At 71.2% G+C, this 15,473-nt stretch carries 14 protein-coding genes; 2 read left to right on the top strand and 12 right to left on the bottom strand.

Annotated features, from left to right (window positions below):
* Nucleotides 1-69: 69 nt before the first annotated feature.
* From AQJ54_RS12145 to AQJ54_RS12100, 10 genes are all read right to left on the bottom strand, one after another.
* Complete coding sequence (locus tag AQJ54_RS12145) at nucleotides 70-1,413, bottom strand: ABC transporter substrate-binding protein (RefSeq protein ID WP_062024359.1); 1,344 nt, start codon at nucleotides 1,411-1,413, stop codon at nucleotides 70-72.
* Nucleotides 1,414-1,585: 172 nt separating this feature from the next.
* Nucleotides 1,586-2,431 carry a DUF6807 domain-containing protein gene (locus AQJ54_RS12140; protein WP_062236787.1) on the bottom strand — a complete coding sequence of 282 codons (846 nt, stop codon included), beginning with the start codon at nucleotides 2,429-2,431 and terminating at the stop codon, nucleotides 1,586-1,588.
* A complete protein-coding gene (locus AQJ54_RS12135) occupies nucleotides 2,428-3,621 on the bottom strand; it encodes a Gfo/Idh/MocA family protein (RefSeq protein WP_062024363.1) in 1,194 nt (397 codons plus the stop codon). Before AQJ54_RS12135 ends, AQJ54_RS12140 begins: the two co-directional genes overlap by 4 nt.
* A 277-nt stretch (nucleotides 3,622-3,898) precedes the next feature.
* Nucleotides 3,899-4,795 carry a carbohydrate ABC transporter permease gene (locus tag AQJ54_RS12130; RefSeq protein ID WP_062236783.1) on the bottom strand — a complete coding sequence of 299 codons (897 nt, stop codon included), beginning with the start codon at nucleotides 4,793-4,795 and terminating at the stop codon, nucleotides 3,899-3,901.
* Nucleotides 4,792-5,730, bottom strand: coding sequence for a carbohydrate ABC transporter permease (locus tag AQJ54_RS12125; protein WP_062236780.1), 939 nt, complete (start codon nucleotides 5,728-5,730; stop codon nucleotides 4,792-4,794). Before AQJ54_RS12125 ends, AQJ54_RS12130 begins: the two co-directional genes overlap by 4 nt.
* Before the next feature lie 150 nt (nucleotides 5,731-5,880).
* On the bottom strand, nucleotides 5,881-7,641 hold the full coding sequence (araD, locus tag AQJ54_RS12120; RefSeq protein WP_062236777.1) for an L-arabinonate dehydratase: 1,761 nt from the start codon (nucleotides 7,639-7,641) through the stop codon (nucleotides 5,881-5,883).
* Nucleotides 7,638-8,549 (bottom strand): dihydrodipicolinate synthase family protein, encoded by a 912-nt coding sequence (locus AQJ54_RS12115; protein ID WP_062236775.1) that lies wholly within the window; start codon nucleotides 8,547-8,549, stop codon nucleotides 7,638-7,640. The genes araD and AQJ54_RS12115 overlap by 4 nt, the downstream gene beginning before the upstream one ends.
* Nucleotides 8,546-9,202, bottom strand: coding sequence for a GntR family transcriptional regulator (locus AQJ54_RS12110; RefSeq protein WP_062236772.1), 657 nt, complete (start codon nucleotides 9,200-9,202; stop codon nucleotides 8,546-8,548). Before AQJ54_RS12110 ends, AQJ54_RS12115 begins: the two co-directional genes overlap by 4 nt.
* Nucleotides 9,203-9,346: 144 nt before the next feature.
* Entirely contained in the window at nucleotides 9,347-10,102 is a 756-nt protein-coding gene (locus AQJ54_RS12105; RefSeq protein WP_062024375.1) for an MBL fold metallo-hydrolase, read from the bottom strand.
* A gap of 95 nt (nucleotides 10,103-10,197) precedes the next feature.
* The gene (locus AQJ54_RS12100) at nucleotides 10,198-10,782 is read right to left on the bottom strand and encodes a TIGR03086 family metal-binding protein (RefSeq protein ID WP_062236768.1); all 585 of its coding nucleotides are present in this window, start codon (nucleotides 10,780-10,782) and stop codon (nucleotides 10,198-10,200) included.
* Nucleotides 10,783-10,928: 146 nt separating this feature from the next.
* On the opposite strand from AQJ54_RS12100, the gene AQJ54_RS12095 reads away from it, so the two are divergent.
* A complete protein-coding gene (locus AQJ54_RS12095; RefSeq protein WP_211278523.1) occupies nucleotides 10,929-12,152 on the top strand; it encodes an MFS transporter in 1,224 nt (407 codons plus the stop codon).
* Here the strand turns inward: AQJ54_RS12095 and AQJ54_RS12090 are convergent.
* Nucleotides 12,089-13,258, bottom strand: a complete 1,170-nt coding sequence (locus AQJ54_RS12090) for a hypothetical protein (protein WP_062236762.1) — start codon at nucleotides 13,256-13,258, stop codon at nucleotides 12,089-12,091. The two genes, AQJ54_RS12095 and AQJ54_RS12090, sit on opposite strands and share 64 nt — an antisense overlap.
* Complete coding sequence (locus AQJ54_RS12085; protein WP_062236759.1) at nucleotides 13,255-14,199, bottom strand: 5-dehydro-4-deoxyglucarate dehydratase; 945 nt, start codon at nucleotides 14,197-14,199, stop codon at nucleotides 13,255-13,257. Before AQJ54_RS12085 ends, AQJ54_RS12090 begins: the two co-directional genes overlap by 4 nt.
* A 153-nt stretch (nucleotides 14,200-14,352) precedes the next feature.
* Here AQJ54_RS12085 and AQJ54_RS12080 point away from each other — a divergent pair, with 153 nt between their 5' ends.
* Complete coding sequence (locus AQJ54_RS12080; protein WP_062236756.1) at nucleotides 14,353-15,162, top strand: NAD-dependent epimerase/dehydratase family protein; 810 nt, start codon at nucleotides 14,353-14,355, stop codon at nucleotides 15,160-15,162.
* The last annotated feature ends 311 nt before the right edge of the window (nucleotides 15,163-15,473 follow it).

The following is a 15,473-nucleotide window of genomic DNA, read 5'->3' as shown; positions in this document are numbered from 1 at the left end:
GGCGCGGGGAACTGCGCGACCAGCCACGACGAGACCCGCAGCCGGCCACACAGCGATCCCCCCGAGTTGTCAGCCGTTCTGTTCCTTCCACTCCGCCTGCGCCTTGTTCAGCTGCTCGGCCATCGTGTCCAGGAAGTCCTTCGCACTCATGTCACCGAGCAGCACCTTCTGGAAGTTCGGCTCGTTGTCCGCCTTGGAGATGGTGTTCCAGTCGGGCAGGTAGTACGGCAGCTGGACGATCGACGTGGAGCCGTCGGTCAGCGCGGCCGCGGCCAGCTTCGTGGGCTCGGCCTCGGAGATCCACGCATCCTTCGCGGCGTCGTTGTTCGACGGCACCTGCCCGGCCGCCTTGTTGAACTTCGAGTTCTCCGCGTGCGAAGTAGCGAACTCGATGAACTTCCACGCGGCGTCCTTGTTCTTCGAGCTCTTGAACACCCCGAGCCCGTCGACGGGGTTGGAGACCTGGACCCGCTTGCCGTTGGCACCGACGGGCTGCGGAATGCCCCGGAACTTGTCGACGCCGAGCGCCTTCACATGGTCCTGGTAGGAACCCAGGTTGTGGTTGAGCATGCCGATCGTGCCGGAGTCCCACTGCGCGACCATCTTGGTGAAGTCGTTGTTGAGGTCGGCGGCCGGGGTGTCCTTCTTGTACAGCGCGGCGTACTTCTCCAGCGCCGCCACGTTCTTCGGGTCGTTGAGCGTGGTCTTGTCGCCGTTCCAGAACGAGGTGATCCCGCTCTGCCCGTACGCGGCGTCCAGCGCCTGGGCTATGGAACCGGCACCGCCGCGGATGGTGTAACCGAACTCGTTCTTCTTCGCGTTCGTGAGCTTCTTCGCGGCCTCGTAGAAGGTGTCCCAGGTCGTCGGCTCGTCCAGGCCGGCCTTCTTGAACAGGTCGGTCCGGTAGTAGAGGACGCCGTTGTTGGCGGAGGTCGGGATCGAGTAGAGGGTCCCGTCCCCGCCGCCGGACGCCTTCAGCACGCTCACCATGTCCTTGTTGAGCTTGCCGTCGAGCGAGGACCCGGCGAGCCGGTCGTCGAGCGGCTCCAGCGCGTCCTGTGCGGCGAACCCGGCGAGCATGGCCGCGCCGACACCGCCGACGTCCGGCAGGCCGCCGCCCTGGATGGCGGTGTCGACCTTGGACTGGTACTCGGTGGACGCGATGCCGACGTACTCGACCTTGATGTCGGGGTTGGCCTTCTGGAAGTCGGCGATGACCTCCTTCCAGATGTCGGTGCGCACACCGCCGTTGTTGTCCCAGAAGACGATCTTGCCCTTGCCGCTGCCGTCCTCGCCCTTGTCGCCGCCGGCCCCGCTGCCGTCGTCACCGCAGGCGGTGGCGGTCAGCGCCAGGACGGATCCGAGGGCGACGGCCAGGGCCGCGCGCCTGCTTCTGAGGATGCTGATCTTCATTGGTCGGCTCTCTTCTTCTTCGGATTCCAGCGGAGATGTGACGTCGTGGGGGGAAGTCGGAGGGCAGTCGGCAAGCGCTTGCTGCAAAGGTGCTGCTTCATTGCGGCTCTCAACAGGCTCACGGAGTCGGTGCGTTACAGACGGTCGGCCCTGAAGTGCGAGGTCGGTCGGGTCACCGGCCGACCGCCTTCCGTACCAGGGCCGCCGCTTCCGGCCGGGGCAGGCGTCCGTCGGCGACGACGGTGACGATCCGGCGTACGACGGTCTCGCCGGGCGGGACCGGAAGCCGCGCCTCGGAGGCCAACGACGAGCCCACGCCCGGGTATTCGGCGGCGCGCACGAACCAGGGATCGCGTCGGGTCACCTCGGTGGCGCCGGCGAAGACGAGGGTCCAGGTGCTGCCGGTCAGGGCGACCCAGTCGGCGCGGGAGCCGTGGATCGCGTCCTCGCCCTCACGGTCGACGGTGAACACCTCGGGTGCCGCGGCCTCCTTGCGGGCCCGCCAGAAGAAGCCGCCGTAGGCCGCGCCCGGGCGGCCGTTGGTGGCCGGGCTGCCGATCGATAGGGGGCCGTGGGTGACGTTGGTGAGGGCGAAGGTGAAGTCCAACGCCCAGGCCGCCGTGGTCAGTTCGGTGGTGGAGACCGTACGGCGCTCGCGCAGCAGCTCGGCTCCGGAGGCGACCCAGCGCAGCTCCTCCTCGAAGCCGTCCGGGTCGCGCAGCGGGAACGCGGTGTGGCGCTGGGCGCCGTGGTTGTCGAGCTCGGTCGGGCCCTGGTCGCGGACGTAGGTGCGTCCGCCCCAGAAGTTGTGCCCCTCGACGTCGGGAACGGCGACACCGACGCCGAGGTGGTGGGGGTGGTCGGCGGGGCCGAGTTCGGTGACCGCCGTTCCGGCCAGGGTGGTGACGGGGTGCAGGTAGGGCCGCGGGGAGAGCCGGTCGGTCAGCTCGGGGCGGGTGACGCAGCGGGCGACGGGGCGGCCCGCGACCCGCAGGACCGGGGCATCGGGGGGCGTCATGGACTCACCTCGTTCGCTTCGTGCGGCCGGGCCCAGTCGGCGCCGAGCTCGGAGTACAGGGCGAGGGTGTCCGCCGCGGCGGCCACGAGCCCGTCGATGCCGGGGACGACCCGGCGTTCCTCGTCCGGCAGCAGCCGCCAGGCGGACGCCGGCAGCGGGGCGGGGTCGGGGGCCAGCCGGATCGCCTCGACGACCTTCATGAAGGCACCCGTCGCCTCCGGGGCGACCAGCAGCTCGTCGCCGTCGGTGAGGTGGCCCACGAGGTTCTCCAGCAGGTCGGTGCTGCCGTACTCGTACTCCTCGGGGCCGTGCCCGGCCCGCTGGAGGAGCACCCGGTCCTGCTTGTACCAGTAGGTGATCCGGCCGCGGTCGCCGTGCACGACGACGTACGGATCGCCGGGGTTCTCGGCGCACAGGGTCACGGCGACGGTCACCCTGAGGCCGCTCGCCGTGGTGACGCGGACGCAGGAGGTGTCGTCGGACTCGATGTCGTTGGCGCGCTGGAGTTCGGTCTCGATGCGGGTGACGTCCTCGGCGCGGCTCGCGTCGGCGAGGGCGAGCGCGGTGGCGACGGCGTGCGCGAGGGGGTTGGTCAGGGCGCCGTCGATCACGTCGACGCCGTTCATCCGCCGCTTGCCCGCCCAGGGCGCACGCCGGTAGTACGACTCGGCGCGGGCCCAGGCTCCGGCACCGCCGATCCCGGTCAGCTCGCCGATCGCGCCCTCCTCGATCAGCCTGCGGATCGCGGGCACGGCGTGCGAGCCCAGCGACTGGAAGCCGATCTGGCAGGCGATCCCGGCGCCGGCGACCCCGTCGGCCATACGGCGGAACTCGGCGTACGACGGCGCCGGGGGCTTCTCCAGCAGGACGTGCACGCCCCGCTCGGCCGCCGCGAGCGCCAGGTCGGTGTGGGTCGGGATCGGTGTGCAGATCACGGCGATCCGGGCGCCGGTGGCATCGAGGAGCGCGCCGAAGTCGGCGGACTGCTCGGGCGTGCCGAGGCCCTCGGGGATCTCCTCGGCGGTCAGCGGGGTCAGCTCGCAGATCCCCGCCAGTCGTACGATCCCCTTGTCCTGGAGCCGGCGGATGTTCTCCAGGTGCCAACGGCCATGGCCGCGCGCGCCCGCCAGGACGATGTCCACGGTGCCGGTGACGGCTTCGGTGTTCGTGGTGGTGTCGTCGGTGTTCATGGCATCCTCCCTGCGCCCGCGCCGCGTGCCGGCTGTCGGTCGGCCGCCGCTGCACTGTCGATCTTTGTGTGCAGGGTAGGCGTCCGGCCGCCGTCAGCCGGGGTCACGTGGTCCACGCCCCCGTGGGTCGAGCGCCGTCCGCTCCCCGCACCCGGCGCCGAGGACATCCCCGCGGGGCCCCTGCCGAGCAGCACACGCCCCACCGCACGCCCCTCGGCCCGGACGACGAAGCCCAGCAGGCCCAGCACCACGCCTGTCACCGCGATCCGACGGAGTCTCATCCCTTCACCGCCCCCGCGCTGAAGCCCGTGATCAGCCACTTCTGGATGAAGGCGAAGACGATCACCACGGGGACCGCGGCGATGATGCCGCCGGCGGCCAGCGCGCCGAGGTCGACGCTGTCGGCGCTCATCAGGGTGTTGAGCCCGACCGGGATCGTCTGCTTGTCCTGGTTGTTGAGGAACATCAGGGCGAACAGGAAGTGGTTCCAGGAGTGCACGAAGGCGAAGGAACCGACGGCGATCAGCCCCGGCCTGAGCAGCGGCAGCACGACGATCCTGAACGCCGTCATCCGGTTGCAGCCGTCCACCCACGCCGCCTCCTCCAGGGAGTACGGCACGTTCTTGATGAAGTTGCTGATCAGGATCATCGACAGGGGCAGCTGGAACACCGTCTCGGCGATGATGACGCTGCCCAGCGAGTTGATCATCTTCAGCTCGGCGAAGATCTCGAACAGCGGTACCAGGAGCAGCGCGCCCGGCACGAACTGGGAGCACAGCAGAGCCAGCATGAACGCGTTCTTGATCTTGAAGTCGAAGCGGGCGAGGGCGTAGCCGCCGGCCAGGGCGACCAGTGTCGTCATCACCAGGGTCGCGAGACCGACGTAGACGCTGTTCTCGAAGTAGGTGCCGAAGGACCGCTGCGTCCACACCTTCTCGAAGTGGTCGAAGGTGATCGGCCAGGGCACCAGCGAGGTGGAGCCGGCCGGGCGCAGCGCGAACAGCAGGATCCAGTAGAAGGGGATCAGGGTGAAGACGAGGTAGATCGACAGGGGTGTGTAGATCTGCCAGCGGGGCACCTCGTCCCAGGCGCGGCGGTGCTTCACCGGACGGGTCGCCTCCGGTGGCTGCGGCACGGGGGCGGGCGCGACCTTCGTGGCCTCCTTGGTGATCACTTGGAACCGCCTCCGAACTTGCTCAGCCGCAGGTAGACCATCGAGCAGAAGAGCAGGATCACGAACGCGACCGTGGTGAGGGCGGACGCGTAGCCGAAGTTGTGGGCGTCGACGCTGGTGTTGGCGATGTAGAGGGGGAGGGTGGTCGTCTCCCCCGCGGGCCCGCCGCCGGTCAGTGTGTACAGCAGGTCGACGTTGTTGAACTCCCACACCGCGCGCAGCAGCGTGGACAGGATGATCGCGTCCTTCAGGTGCGGCAGCGTGATGTGCCAGAACTGCTTGATCTTGCTGGCGCCGTCGACCTCGGCGGCCTCGTACAGGTCCTTCGAGACGGACTGGAGGTCGGCGAGGATGAGGATCGCGAAGAAGGGCACCCCGCGCCACAGGTCGGCGACGACCGCCGCAGAGAACACGGTGGAGGTGTCCGACAGCCAGCTGGTGCCGTAGGAGCCGATGCCCATGTCGGCGAGGTAACGGGTGATGCCCGTCTGGGAGTTGTAGAGCAGCACCCAGATCGCGGAGGTCAGCACGCCGGAGACGGCCCAGGGCGAGAAGACGAGTGCGCGGCCCAGCCCCCGGCCCACGAACGTCTGGTTGACGATCAGCGCGAGCGCGAGGCCGAACAGCAGCTGGAGCCCTACCTCGACGAAGACCCACTTGGCGCTGAAGGTCAACGTGTCCCAGAACTGCGGGTCCTTGGTGAAGATCTGGACGAAGTTGTCGAAGCCCGCGTAGCCGTTCCGCCACGGCTTGGTGGGGTTGTAGTTCTGGAGGCTGTAGTAGAAGACGCTGATGACGGGGTAGGCGATGAAGCCCAGCATCAGCAGGGCCGCCGGCGCGATCAGCAGGTACGGCAGCCTGCGGGGCGTGGCGGAGGTGCGGCGCCGCCGCCGGGGGGGCGCGGGCGGTTTCGCCACGGCTGCGGCTTGGGCCATGACACGGTCTCCGTTCTGGGTGCGGCTTGCTTTCGCGGTGCGGTAAGCGCTTTCTCGCTGTGCGTGGGGTGCCACTTGCTGCTTGTGCGGCGGGTGCGGGTTCGCTGTGGCTGGTCGCGCAGTTCCCCGCGCCCCTTCAGGTGGGTTCAGTCACCCTGCGTAAGGGGCTGAGACCTTGCCTTGCCTGGCCAGGAACTCGAAGTCGCAGCCTGTGTTCGCCTGCGTGATCTGGTCGTTGTAGAGGGCGCCGTAGCCTCGTTCGTAGCGGGTGGGCGGAGGCGTCCAGTTCTTGCGGCGCCTCTCCAACTCCTCGTCGGACACGTCGAGTTGGAGCGTGCGTGCCTCTACGTCGAGGGTGATGCTGTCCCCCGTCCGCACGAGGGCCAGCGGGCCGCCCACGTACGACTCCGGGGCCACATGGAGCACGCACGCGCCGTAGCTCGTGCCGCTCATGCGGGCGTCGGAGATGCGGACCATGTCGCGCACGCCCTGCTTGAGCAGGTGGTCCGGGATCGGGAGCATGCCGTACTCCGGCATGCCGGGACCGCCCTTGGGGCCGGAGTTGCGCAGCACCAGGACGCTGTCGGCGGTGATGCCCAGCTCCGGTTCGTTGATGGTGCGTTGCATGGACTTGTAGTCGTCGAAGACGACCGCTCGTCCGGTGTGCTTGAGCAGGTGGGGCTCGGCGGAGATGTGCTTGATGACGGCGCCGTCCGGGCAGAGGTTGCCGCGCAGGACGGCCACCCCGCCCTCGCTCGCGACCGGGTTGTCCCGGGTGCGGATGACGTCGTCGTCGTGCACGACCGCACCCTCCAACTGCTCCCCCAGGGTGCCGTTGACGGTCGGGCGGTCCAGGTGGAGCAGGTCGGTGATCCGGGAGAGGAAGGCGGGCAGACCGCCGGCGAAGTGGAAGTCCTCCATGAGGTACGTCCGTCCGCCGGGCCGTACGTTCGCCAGTACCGGGACCGTGCGGGCGATGCGGTCGAAGTCGTCCAGGCCGAGTTCGACGCCCGCCCGGCCGGCCATGGCGATCAGGTGGATGACCGCGTTGGTGGAGCCGCCCAGCCCGAGGACCGTGGTGACGGCGTCCTCGAAGGCGTCCCGGGTGAGGATGGCGGACGGCTTGAGCCCGGTCCAGGCGAGTTCCACGGCCCGGCGTCCGGAGGCGGCCGCCATTCGCTCGTGAGCGGAGTCGACGGCCGGGATCGAGGACGCACCCGGCAGGGTCATGCCAAGGGATTCCGCCGCCGCGGTCATCGTGGACGCGGTCCCCATGGTCATGCAGTGCCCCGGCGAACGCGCCAACCCGCCCTGGAGCTCGCGCAGTTCGCAGTCGGTCAGGTTGCCCGCGCGGTGCTCGTCCCAGTACTTCCACATGTCGGTGCCGGACCCGAGGGTCTCCCCGCGCCAGTGGCCCGGCAGCATCGGCCCCGCGGGCACGAAGATCGAGGGTACGTCGGCCGAGGTCGCGCCCATGAGCAGCGCGGGCGTCGACTTGTCGCAGCCCCCGAGCAGCACCGCCGCGTCGATCGGGTACGACCGCAGCAGTTCCTCGGTCTCCATGGCGAGGAGGTTGCGGTAGAGCATCGGGGTGGGCTTCTGGTAGGTCTCCGAGAGCGTGGCGACCGGGAACTCCAGCGGGAAGCCGCCCGCCTGCCACACCCCGCGCTTGACGGCCTCGGCGCGCTCGCGCAGGTGGACGTGGCAGGGGTTGATGTCGGACCAGGTGTTGAGGACGGCGATCACCGGTCGGCCCCGGTACTCCTCGGCCTCGTAACCGAGCTGCCGCATCCGGGCGTTGTGCGACCAGGTGCGCAACTGGCCCTCGGTGCCGTACCACTGGTGGCTGCGCAGTTCCTCCGGCCTCAACCGCTCCGCGTCCCGCCTCAGGCGCTCCCTGTCGGCGGTCATATCGCCCACCCGGCGGCTATGGCGGCGACCTCGGCGCGCTCGGCTTCGGGCAACTCCCTGCTCGGCGGCCGGACTTGGCGGCGGCACAGGCCGAGAGAGGCGAGGGCCTCCTTGACGACGGTGACGTTGTCGGCGGAACCGTTCGCCGCGCGGAGTTCCTCGAAGCGGCGGATCTGCTCCCAGACCTTCATGGCGGCCGGGAAGTCCCCGGATCGAAGCGCTTCGATCATGTTCAGCGAGACGGCGGGGGCGACGTTCACCAGTCCCGAGGTGAAGCCGGTGGCGCCCGCCGAGAAGTAGGAGGGGGCGTAGGGCTCGGCGAGCCCGGCCACCCACACGAAGCGTTCGAGTCCCGCGTCCCGGGCGAAGGCGGCGAACCTGGCCGCGTCCGGGACGGCGTACTTCACCCCGATGACGTTCGGGCAGGCGTCGGCGAGTTCGGCGAGGCGCTCCCCGCGGAGCTGGGCGTTGCGGATGTAGGGAACGACCCCCAGCTCCGGAACGGCCTCGGCGATGGCGCGGTGGTAGTCGACCCAGCCGCTCTGCGAGACGTACGGGTGGACGGGCTGGTGGACCATGACCATGCCCGCGCCGAGTTCCCGGGCGTGCCGGGCGGAGGCGACCGCGGTGGGCACGTCGTGCCCCACGCCCACGAGGACGTCGGCCCGCCCCCCGGCCTCGTCGAGGGTCGACTCCGTGACCAGGCGGCGTTCTTCGGGCGCGAGGGCGTAGAACTCGCCGGTGTTCCCGTTGGGGGTGAGGGTGGTGACGCCTCCGTCGAGCAGCCGACGCAGCAGGGCCCGGTGGGAGTCCTGGTCGACGCTGCCGTCCTCGGCGAACGGGGTCACCGGGATCGCCACCACGTCGGCCAGGGCCGCCCGCTGGGGTTCGAACGTCTCGCTGCTCATTCCTGGCCCTCCTGGTCCAGCACTCCGGGGAACGCCCGCTCGACGAAGGACGCGATGTGGGCGTGCAGGGCCCGGCCCGCGCCCTCCGCGTCGCCCTCCTGGGCGAGCCGCAGGATCTCCCGGTGCTCGCCGGCCTCGCGCTCCCAGGACGGCGAGGCCGCCCAGGCGACGGCGGAGACCAGGGCGGCCTGGTCGCGGACCTCGTCGAGCATTCGGCCGAGCAGCGGATTGCCGCAGGGCAGGTACAGGGCGCGGTGGAACTCCCGGTTGGCCAGGGAGCGTTCGGCGGTGTCGGTGGCGTCGTCGGCCCGGGTCAGGGCGGCACGGGCGGCGTCGAGGGAGGCCCTTCGCCGTACCGCCCGCCGCAGCGCCTCGGGTTCGAGGAGCAGGCGGACGTCGTAGACCTCGCGCGCCATGTCCGCGTCCACCATGCGCACCGTGACGCCCTTGTACTGGCTCATCACGACGAGCCCGGTCCCGGCCAGGGTCTTGAGCGCCTCGCGCACCGGGGTCTTGGACACCCCGAACTGAGCGGCGAGTTCGGTCTCCACCAGGGCCTGACCAGGCGTCAGGCGCCCGGTGAGGATGCGGCGTTTGATCTCCTCCAGCACGTACTGCGTGCGGGAGGGGATCGGCGTGGGCACAGAGGTCATGCGCGCCTCTCGGATCTCGTGTATCTGATCTCGCGTATCACGTCTCATATATGACGTACGAAGTACGACGCGTTGAAGGTAGGAGGACGGTGTTGTTTCGTCAATGCTTCCGGCAAAGGAAGTTGAAGTTGCGGTGACGACGCGTCAGACGAGCCGGGTGGCGCCCTCGAAGGCGGTCGAGGTCCGTCCGGTGAAGGCGACGGCCGCGCGGGCGGTCGCCATGTCCCGGGTGAGCGTGGGCCCGACATGGGTGACGATCAGCTCGCGCGCCCCCGCCTTGCGGGCGATGTCACCGGCGTCCTCCGGGGTCAGATGGACCTGTTCGCCTTCGCCATGCCGGTCGAGGTCCGCCTCGCACAGGAACACGTCGGATTCCGCGGCGAGTTCGACGAGGGCGGTGCACGGACCGCTGTCCCCCGAGTACGCGAGGACCCGTCCGGCGCACTCGGCGCGCAACCCGTACGTCTCGGCGTCGTGGACGACGGCACGGGAGGCGAGCCTCAGGTTCCAGTGCCGGACCTCGTGGCCGTCGTACAGGGGCTGGAAGTCGAGGACACCGCTGAGGAACCGGGTGTCGGACCGCCCGAAGAACCCGGCGAGCCGGTGGGCGGCGCCGGGCGGGGCGTACACCGGGATCGGGGCGGGCGGGGTGAGACCGCCGTACGCGAAGGCGTAGACGGCGGCGAGGAGATCGGCGCTGTGGTCCGCGTGGAGGTGGGAGATCCAGATCGCCGTGAGCCGGGAGGGGTTCGTGTGCCGCTGCAACTCGGCGAAGGTTCCGGGGCCGGCGTCCACCCACACCTCGGCGCCCCCGCCGCGCAGCAGATAGCCGGAGCAGGGGCGGCCGGGTCCCGGGTGCGGGGAGGCGGTGCCGAGGACGGTGAGGCTGAGGGGCGGCATGGTGGGGAGCGTACGGTCCGGGGCCGCCGCCCGCCGCCGGTTTCCGTTCGACTACGGCACGGGTGCGTTCTTCTACGGCACGGTGGTACCGGCGTCTACAACGGCCGGCCCGGGTTCCGCCCGCTGAGGCCCACGGCCCGGTCGAGGAGGGGGGCGTCCTCGGGCACCGGGACGATCGGGCCGAAGATGGCGTCGCGGCTCGGGTCGTCGGCGGAGGCCTGGAGGAAGGCGTACGTCGCCTGGAGCGCGGCCGGGTCCGGCTCGTACGGCTGGCCGGTGGCCATGGCCAGGTCCCAGCCGTGGACGACGAGTTCGTCGACCGCGACGGCGGCGGCGATCTCGCCGGGCAGGTCCACGCCGCCCGCGCGGGTCATGCCGGTCCAGGCGGCGGGGTCCCGCCAGGCCTCGGCGAGCTCGTCGAGGACCTTGGGCAGTTCCTCGCGCCAGCCGGGGCCGATGTCCGGGACGGAGTCGGTCGGCGGGGTGTCGGTGGTGGCGCCCAGGTCCTTGCGGGCCGCGTCGCGGAAGGCCGCGGAGAGGCCGAGCAGATGGCCGAGCAGGTGGTGCACCGCGTACTCCGGACACGGTGTGGCGTGGCCCAGCTGCTCATCGGTGACGCCCTCGGCCAGCAGGGCGATGACGCGGGTCTGCGGTCCGAGGTCCAGGGGCGGGACGGTCATGCGGTACTCCTCAGGGTTCGCGTGGTCGTTGGGCGTGAGCGTGCTCGTGAGGGGTGGACCGTCCCCGCTCCGAAAACTCATCGCTCGCACATCCAGGTCACCTGCCCCATCCCTCCCCCGGGGCCTTAGACCCACGCTTTCCCTCCATGACGAAGACATGGGCGGTGCTCCGGGACCGCAACGCACGGCTGTATCTCACCGGGGTGCTCGTCTCCGGCTTCGGCACCTCGGCCCTGTGGCTGGTGTCCGGGGTCTGGGTCAAGGACCTCACCGGCTCGGACGGCCTGGCCGCGCTGTGCATGCTCGCGATGTGGGCGCCGACCCTCGCGGGCCCGCTGCTCGGCACCCTCGCGGACCGGGTCCGCCGCAAACCGCTGCTGATCGGCGCGAACCTGCTGCTCGCCGTGCTCCTGCCGGTCCTCCTCACGGCCCGTGTCCCGGTCGTCCTCGCGGTGCTTCTCGTGTACGGCGCCGTGGGCGTGGTCCATGACGCGGCGGAGTCGGCCCTGGTCGCCGGAGCCGTCGCCCCGTCCCTGCTCGGTGACTTCAACGGGCTGCGGATGGCGATCACGGAGGGCATGAAAGTGATCGCCCCCTTGGCGGGCGCCGGCCTGTACGCCCTGCACGGCGGCCCGGCCGTGGCCCTCCTGGACGCCCTCACGTTCGCACTGGCGGCGGGCGTGTACGCCGGACTACGCGTGCACCAGGAGCGAGCACCCGCCCGCGAGGAACGCCCCGGACCATCCCCCCGCTCCCCCTTCACCGAAGGCGCCCGCCACCTATGGGCCCACCCCGTACTCCGCCCCCTGATCCTGGCCGGCGGCACCACCATGTTCTGTGCCGGGCTCAACGGCGCCCTGCTCTACGCCGTGATCGACGGCCTCGGCCGCTCCCCCGCGTACGCCGGTGTGCTGTACGCCGTCCAGGGCGCTGGATCCGTGGCCGTGGGGCTGTTCTCCGGGCCCGCGCTGCGGCGCCTGGGCGGGCGCCGGTTCGCCGGGTACGGCATCGTCCTCACCGCCGTGGCCGCCGGGCTCCGCGCGCTGCCCTCCGAGCCGTTGGCCCTGGCGGGCAGCGCGGCGATCGGCGTCGGTCTGCCCTGCGTGCTGATCGCCGCGCTCACCGCCGTGCAGCGCGAGACCCCGGACGCGCTGCTGGGCCGTACCGCCGCCACCGCCCACACCCTGGTGTTCGCGCCGAACGCGCTGGGCCTCGCGGCGGGCGCGGCCCTGGTCGAACTGGTCGACCAGCGACCGCTGTCGGCCGTCCTCGGCGCCGTGTGGCTGGCCACCGCCGTGCCCCTGTTTCAGAGGCCGGCCAGCGCCGAGCGGATCGCCTCCAGGTCGCCGTCCGACGCCAACCCTGCGTGATACAGCCGGACTTCGGTCGCCCCGTGCTCCCGCGCCCGCGCCACGTCCGCCGCGAGGGTGCCCGGGCTGCCGCCCATCCCCTGGACGACGGGGAAGTTGGCGGCGATCACCGCGTCGTCCCGGACCCCGGCGAACGGCGTGAGCAGGCTCGGCCCGTCCGCGCAGGGCACCACCACACCGTCCGCGACGGACAGGATGTGCTCCGGGTCGACGCCCGGGTTGGCGCCGACGTGGTAGGTCACCGGGTCGGCGTGCAGCAGGATCTGGAAGCCCTCGGGGGCGGCCGCGCGGACCGCCCGGACGGCCGCTTCCTGGAGCGTGCGGGCGGTCTCGTCGCGCCACGCGCGGGTGGCGGCCGCGAGCCCGTCGCCGAGCAGCTTCTCGACCCCGGCCCAGCCCCCGTCGTCCGGCGCGCCCCGCCACAGCGGCTCCAGGGCGGTACGCACGGCCGCCGCCAACTCGTCGGGGTCGACGCCCTGTTCGCCGTACCCCTCGCGGCACGTGCCGCAGAAGCAGAGCGCCATGAGGTACATCCCGGCGTCGCCGAGCGGGACCCCACCGGTCTTGTCGTGGGCGTGCAGGTGCTGGAGGCCGTACCAGCCGAGGGACTCCAGTTCGGTGCCGGCCGCGCCGGGGCGGACGGCCGCCTCCACGGCGAGGTCGACGAGGTACGTGCGCGTGGCGGGCTGGGCGATGCACGGGGCCCACGGGTAGCGGTCGCCGTAGGCGTTGACGACGGAGGTGTCCGGATGCTCGGCGCCCATACGGGAGTTGTGCGCGAGGACGACCCAGGTGTGCACCTCCAGACCGGCCCCCGTGAGTTCCGCACAGGCCGTCCCGAAGGCGTCCCCGGGGGCCCAGTCACCGGCCGCGTACGGACGCAGTTCTCGGCCCGCCCAGCGCTCGTCCGTCGGGGACGTGGGGTACAGCACCGCGGCGTGCTCGGCGGTGACGATGCGGTGGCACGGATGGCGGGGGGTCAGCGCGCGCGTGGAGTGGTACGCGGCGGCGAGGGTCGCCTGGCGCACGCCGAGCCCGGCGATGCGGGCCGCGGCCTCCGGGTCCCCGTTGACGTCCCAGGGGTACACGAACGTCGACGCCTTCACTGTGCCTCCTCCAGGAGCGCGTAGCCGCGCTCGATGATCTGCGCGAGCTGTTTCACATGGTCCTCGTCCGGCTCGTGCAACGGTGGCCGGACCTCGCCCACGTCGAGGCCCCGCAGCCGGACGCCGGCCTTCACCAGGGAGACGGCGTACCCGCGGCCCCGCGCGCGCAGTTCGACGAAGGGACGGTAGAAGCCGTCGAGCAGACGGTCGGCCGTGGCCCGGTCGCCCTCGACGAGCGCCCGGTGGAAGGCGAGGGCGACCTCGGGGGCGAAGCAGAAGACGGCCGACGAGTACAGGGTGACGCCGACGGCCCGGTAGGCGAGCTGGGTCTGCTCGGCGGTGGGCAGGCCGTTGAAGTAGAGGAAGTCACCGGGCACTTCGGTGCGCACCGCGCTCACGGTCCGCTGCATCAGGTCGAGGTCGCCGAAACCGTCCTTGAGGCCGATGATCCCCTCGGTGCGGGCCAGTTCGACGACGGTCTCCGGGGTGAACACGGCGTTGTCGCGCTGGTAGACGATCACCGGGAGCGGGGTCGCGGCGGCCACCTCGCGGTAGTGCCGCAGCAGTCCCGCCTGCCCGGCGACCACCAGGTAGGGCGGCAGGGCGAGCAGTCCGTCGGCCCCGGCCGCCGCGGCGAGCCGCGCGTACCGCACGGCGAGCGCGGTGCCGTACCCGGCGCCCGCGACGACCGGCACCCGCCCGGCCGTCTCCGCCACGGCCGCGCGGACGCAGTCCTGGAACTCCTCGGGCGTGAGCGCGTGGAACTCCCCGGTGCCGCAGCACGCGAACACGGCGGCGGCCCCGGCGTCCACACCCTGGCGTACGTGCGCGCGGTACACACCGAGGTCGACGGAGCCGTCCGGGCCGTAAGGCGTGACGGGGAAGAACAGCGGCCCGCTGGGGATGCCGAGTCGATGGGCGAGGTCGGCGGACGACGTCACAGGCTCTCCCTAGAGTCACATGCAGAATACTGATCAGAGTTTATGTTTATGAACGCACGCCGCGCTACCCTTGACGAAGCCAAGACCCAATCCCTAGCTTGTCCACGCATGTGAATACCGTGCACTGACGAGGCCGTTCAAGGAGACCCGAGGATGCCCGCTCCCCGCACCGTCCTGCTCACCGGCGCCGCCGGCGGCCTCGGAACCCTGATGCGGGACCTCCTGCCCCAGTACGGCTACGAGCTTCGGTTGCTCGATCTGCGCCCGATCGAGGGCGAGCCGGACGCGATCGTGGCGGACCTCGCCGACAAGGACGCGGTGCGCGAGGCCGTACGCGGTGTCGACGCGATCCTCCACCTCGCGGGCATCTCCCTGGAAGCCCCGTTCGAGAAGATCCTCAAGGCCAACATCGAGGGCACCTACCACCTCTACGAGGCCGCACGCGCCGAGGGCGTCCCGCGGATCGTCTTCGCCTCCTCCAACCACGCGGTGGGCTACACCCCGCGCCCCCGGGGCCAGGACCCCCTCGTCCCCGTCGACACCCCGCGCCGCCCGGACACCTTCTACGGCCTGTCCAAGTCGTTCGGCGAGGACCTCGCACAGTTCTACTGGGACAAGCACGGCCTGGAGACCGTCTCGGTCCGCATCGGTTCCTGCTTCCCGGAGCCGACCAGCGTGCGCATGCTCTCCCTGTGGATGAGCCCCGCCGACGGCGCCCGCCTCTTCCACGCGGCCCTGTCCGCCGAGGAGGTCGGCCACACCGTGGTCTACGGCTCCTCGGCCAACACCCGTCTGTGGTGGGACCTGAGCAGCGCACGCGCCCTCGGCTACGACCCCCAGGACGACTCGGAGCCCTACGCCGAGAAGCTCATCGCCGAACAGGGCGAACTGGAGGAGGGCGTGGAGGCCCATGCCTACCTGGGCGGCCAGTTCGTGACGGACCCGCCGATCTGGCCGCACTGACGACCGGCGGGCAAGGAACGGGCCCGCCCACACCTGCATCCGGGCACGGACAGTGGCTTTGGGGGCAGGCGCGAAGCGCCACCCCCCAGGGCGCGGGGCTGTGACATTTGCGGCTCCGCCGCGGGGCGCGACCAGCCACAACGAACCCGCAGTCGCCGCACAACCGCACCCTCCACCCCAGCAGGCGCGGTCCCGCCCGAACGGGCACACACGGACAGGATCACCCCCGCAACAGACCTGGTCACCACCCCCCACCCGCTGTACAACTTCCTCCAGACGGCCCGAACGGGCACCGCACGACTGGAGAGCGG

The sequence above is a fragment of the Streptomyces griseorubiginosus genome (assembly GCF_001514195.1).
GTDB lineage: Bacteria > Actinomycetota > Actinomycetes > Streptomycetales > Streptomycetaceae > Streptomyces > Streptomyces griseorubiginosus.
The sequence above is the reverse complement of the archived record's forward strand: the minus strand, read 5'-3'. Positions and strand labels throughout refer to the sequence as shown.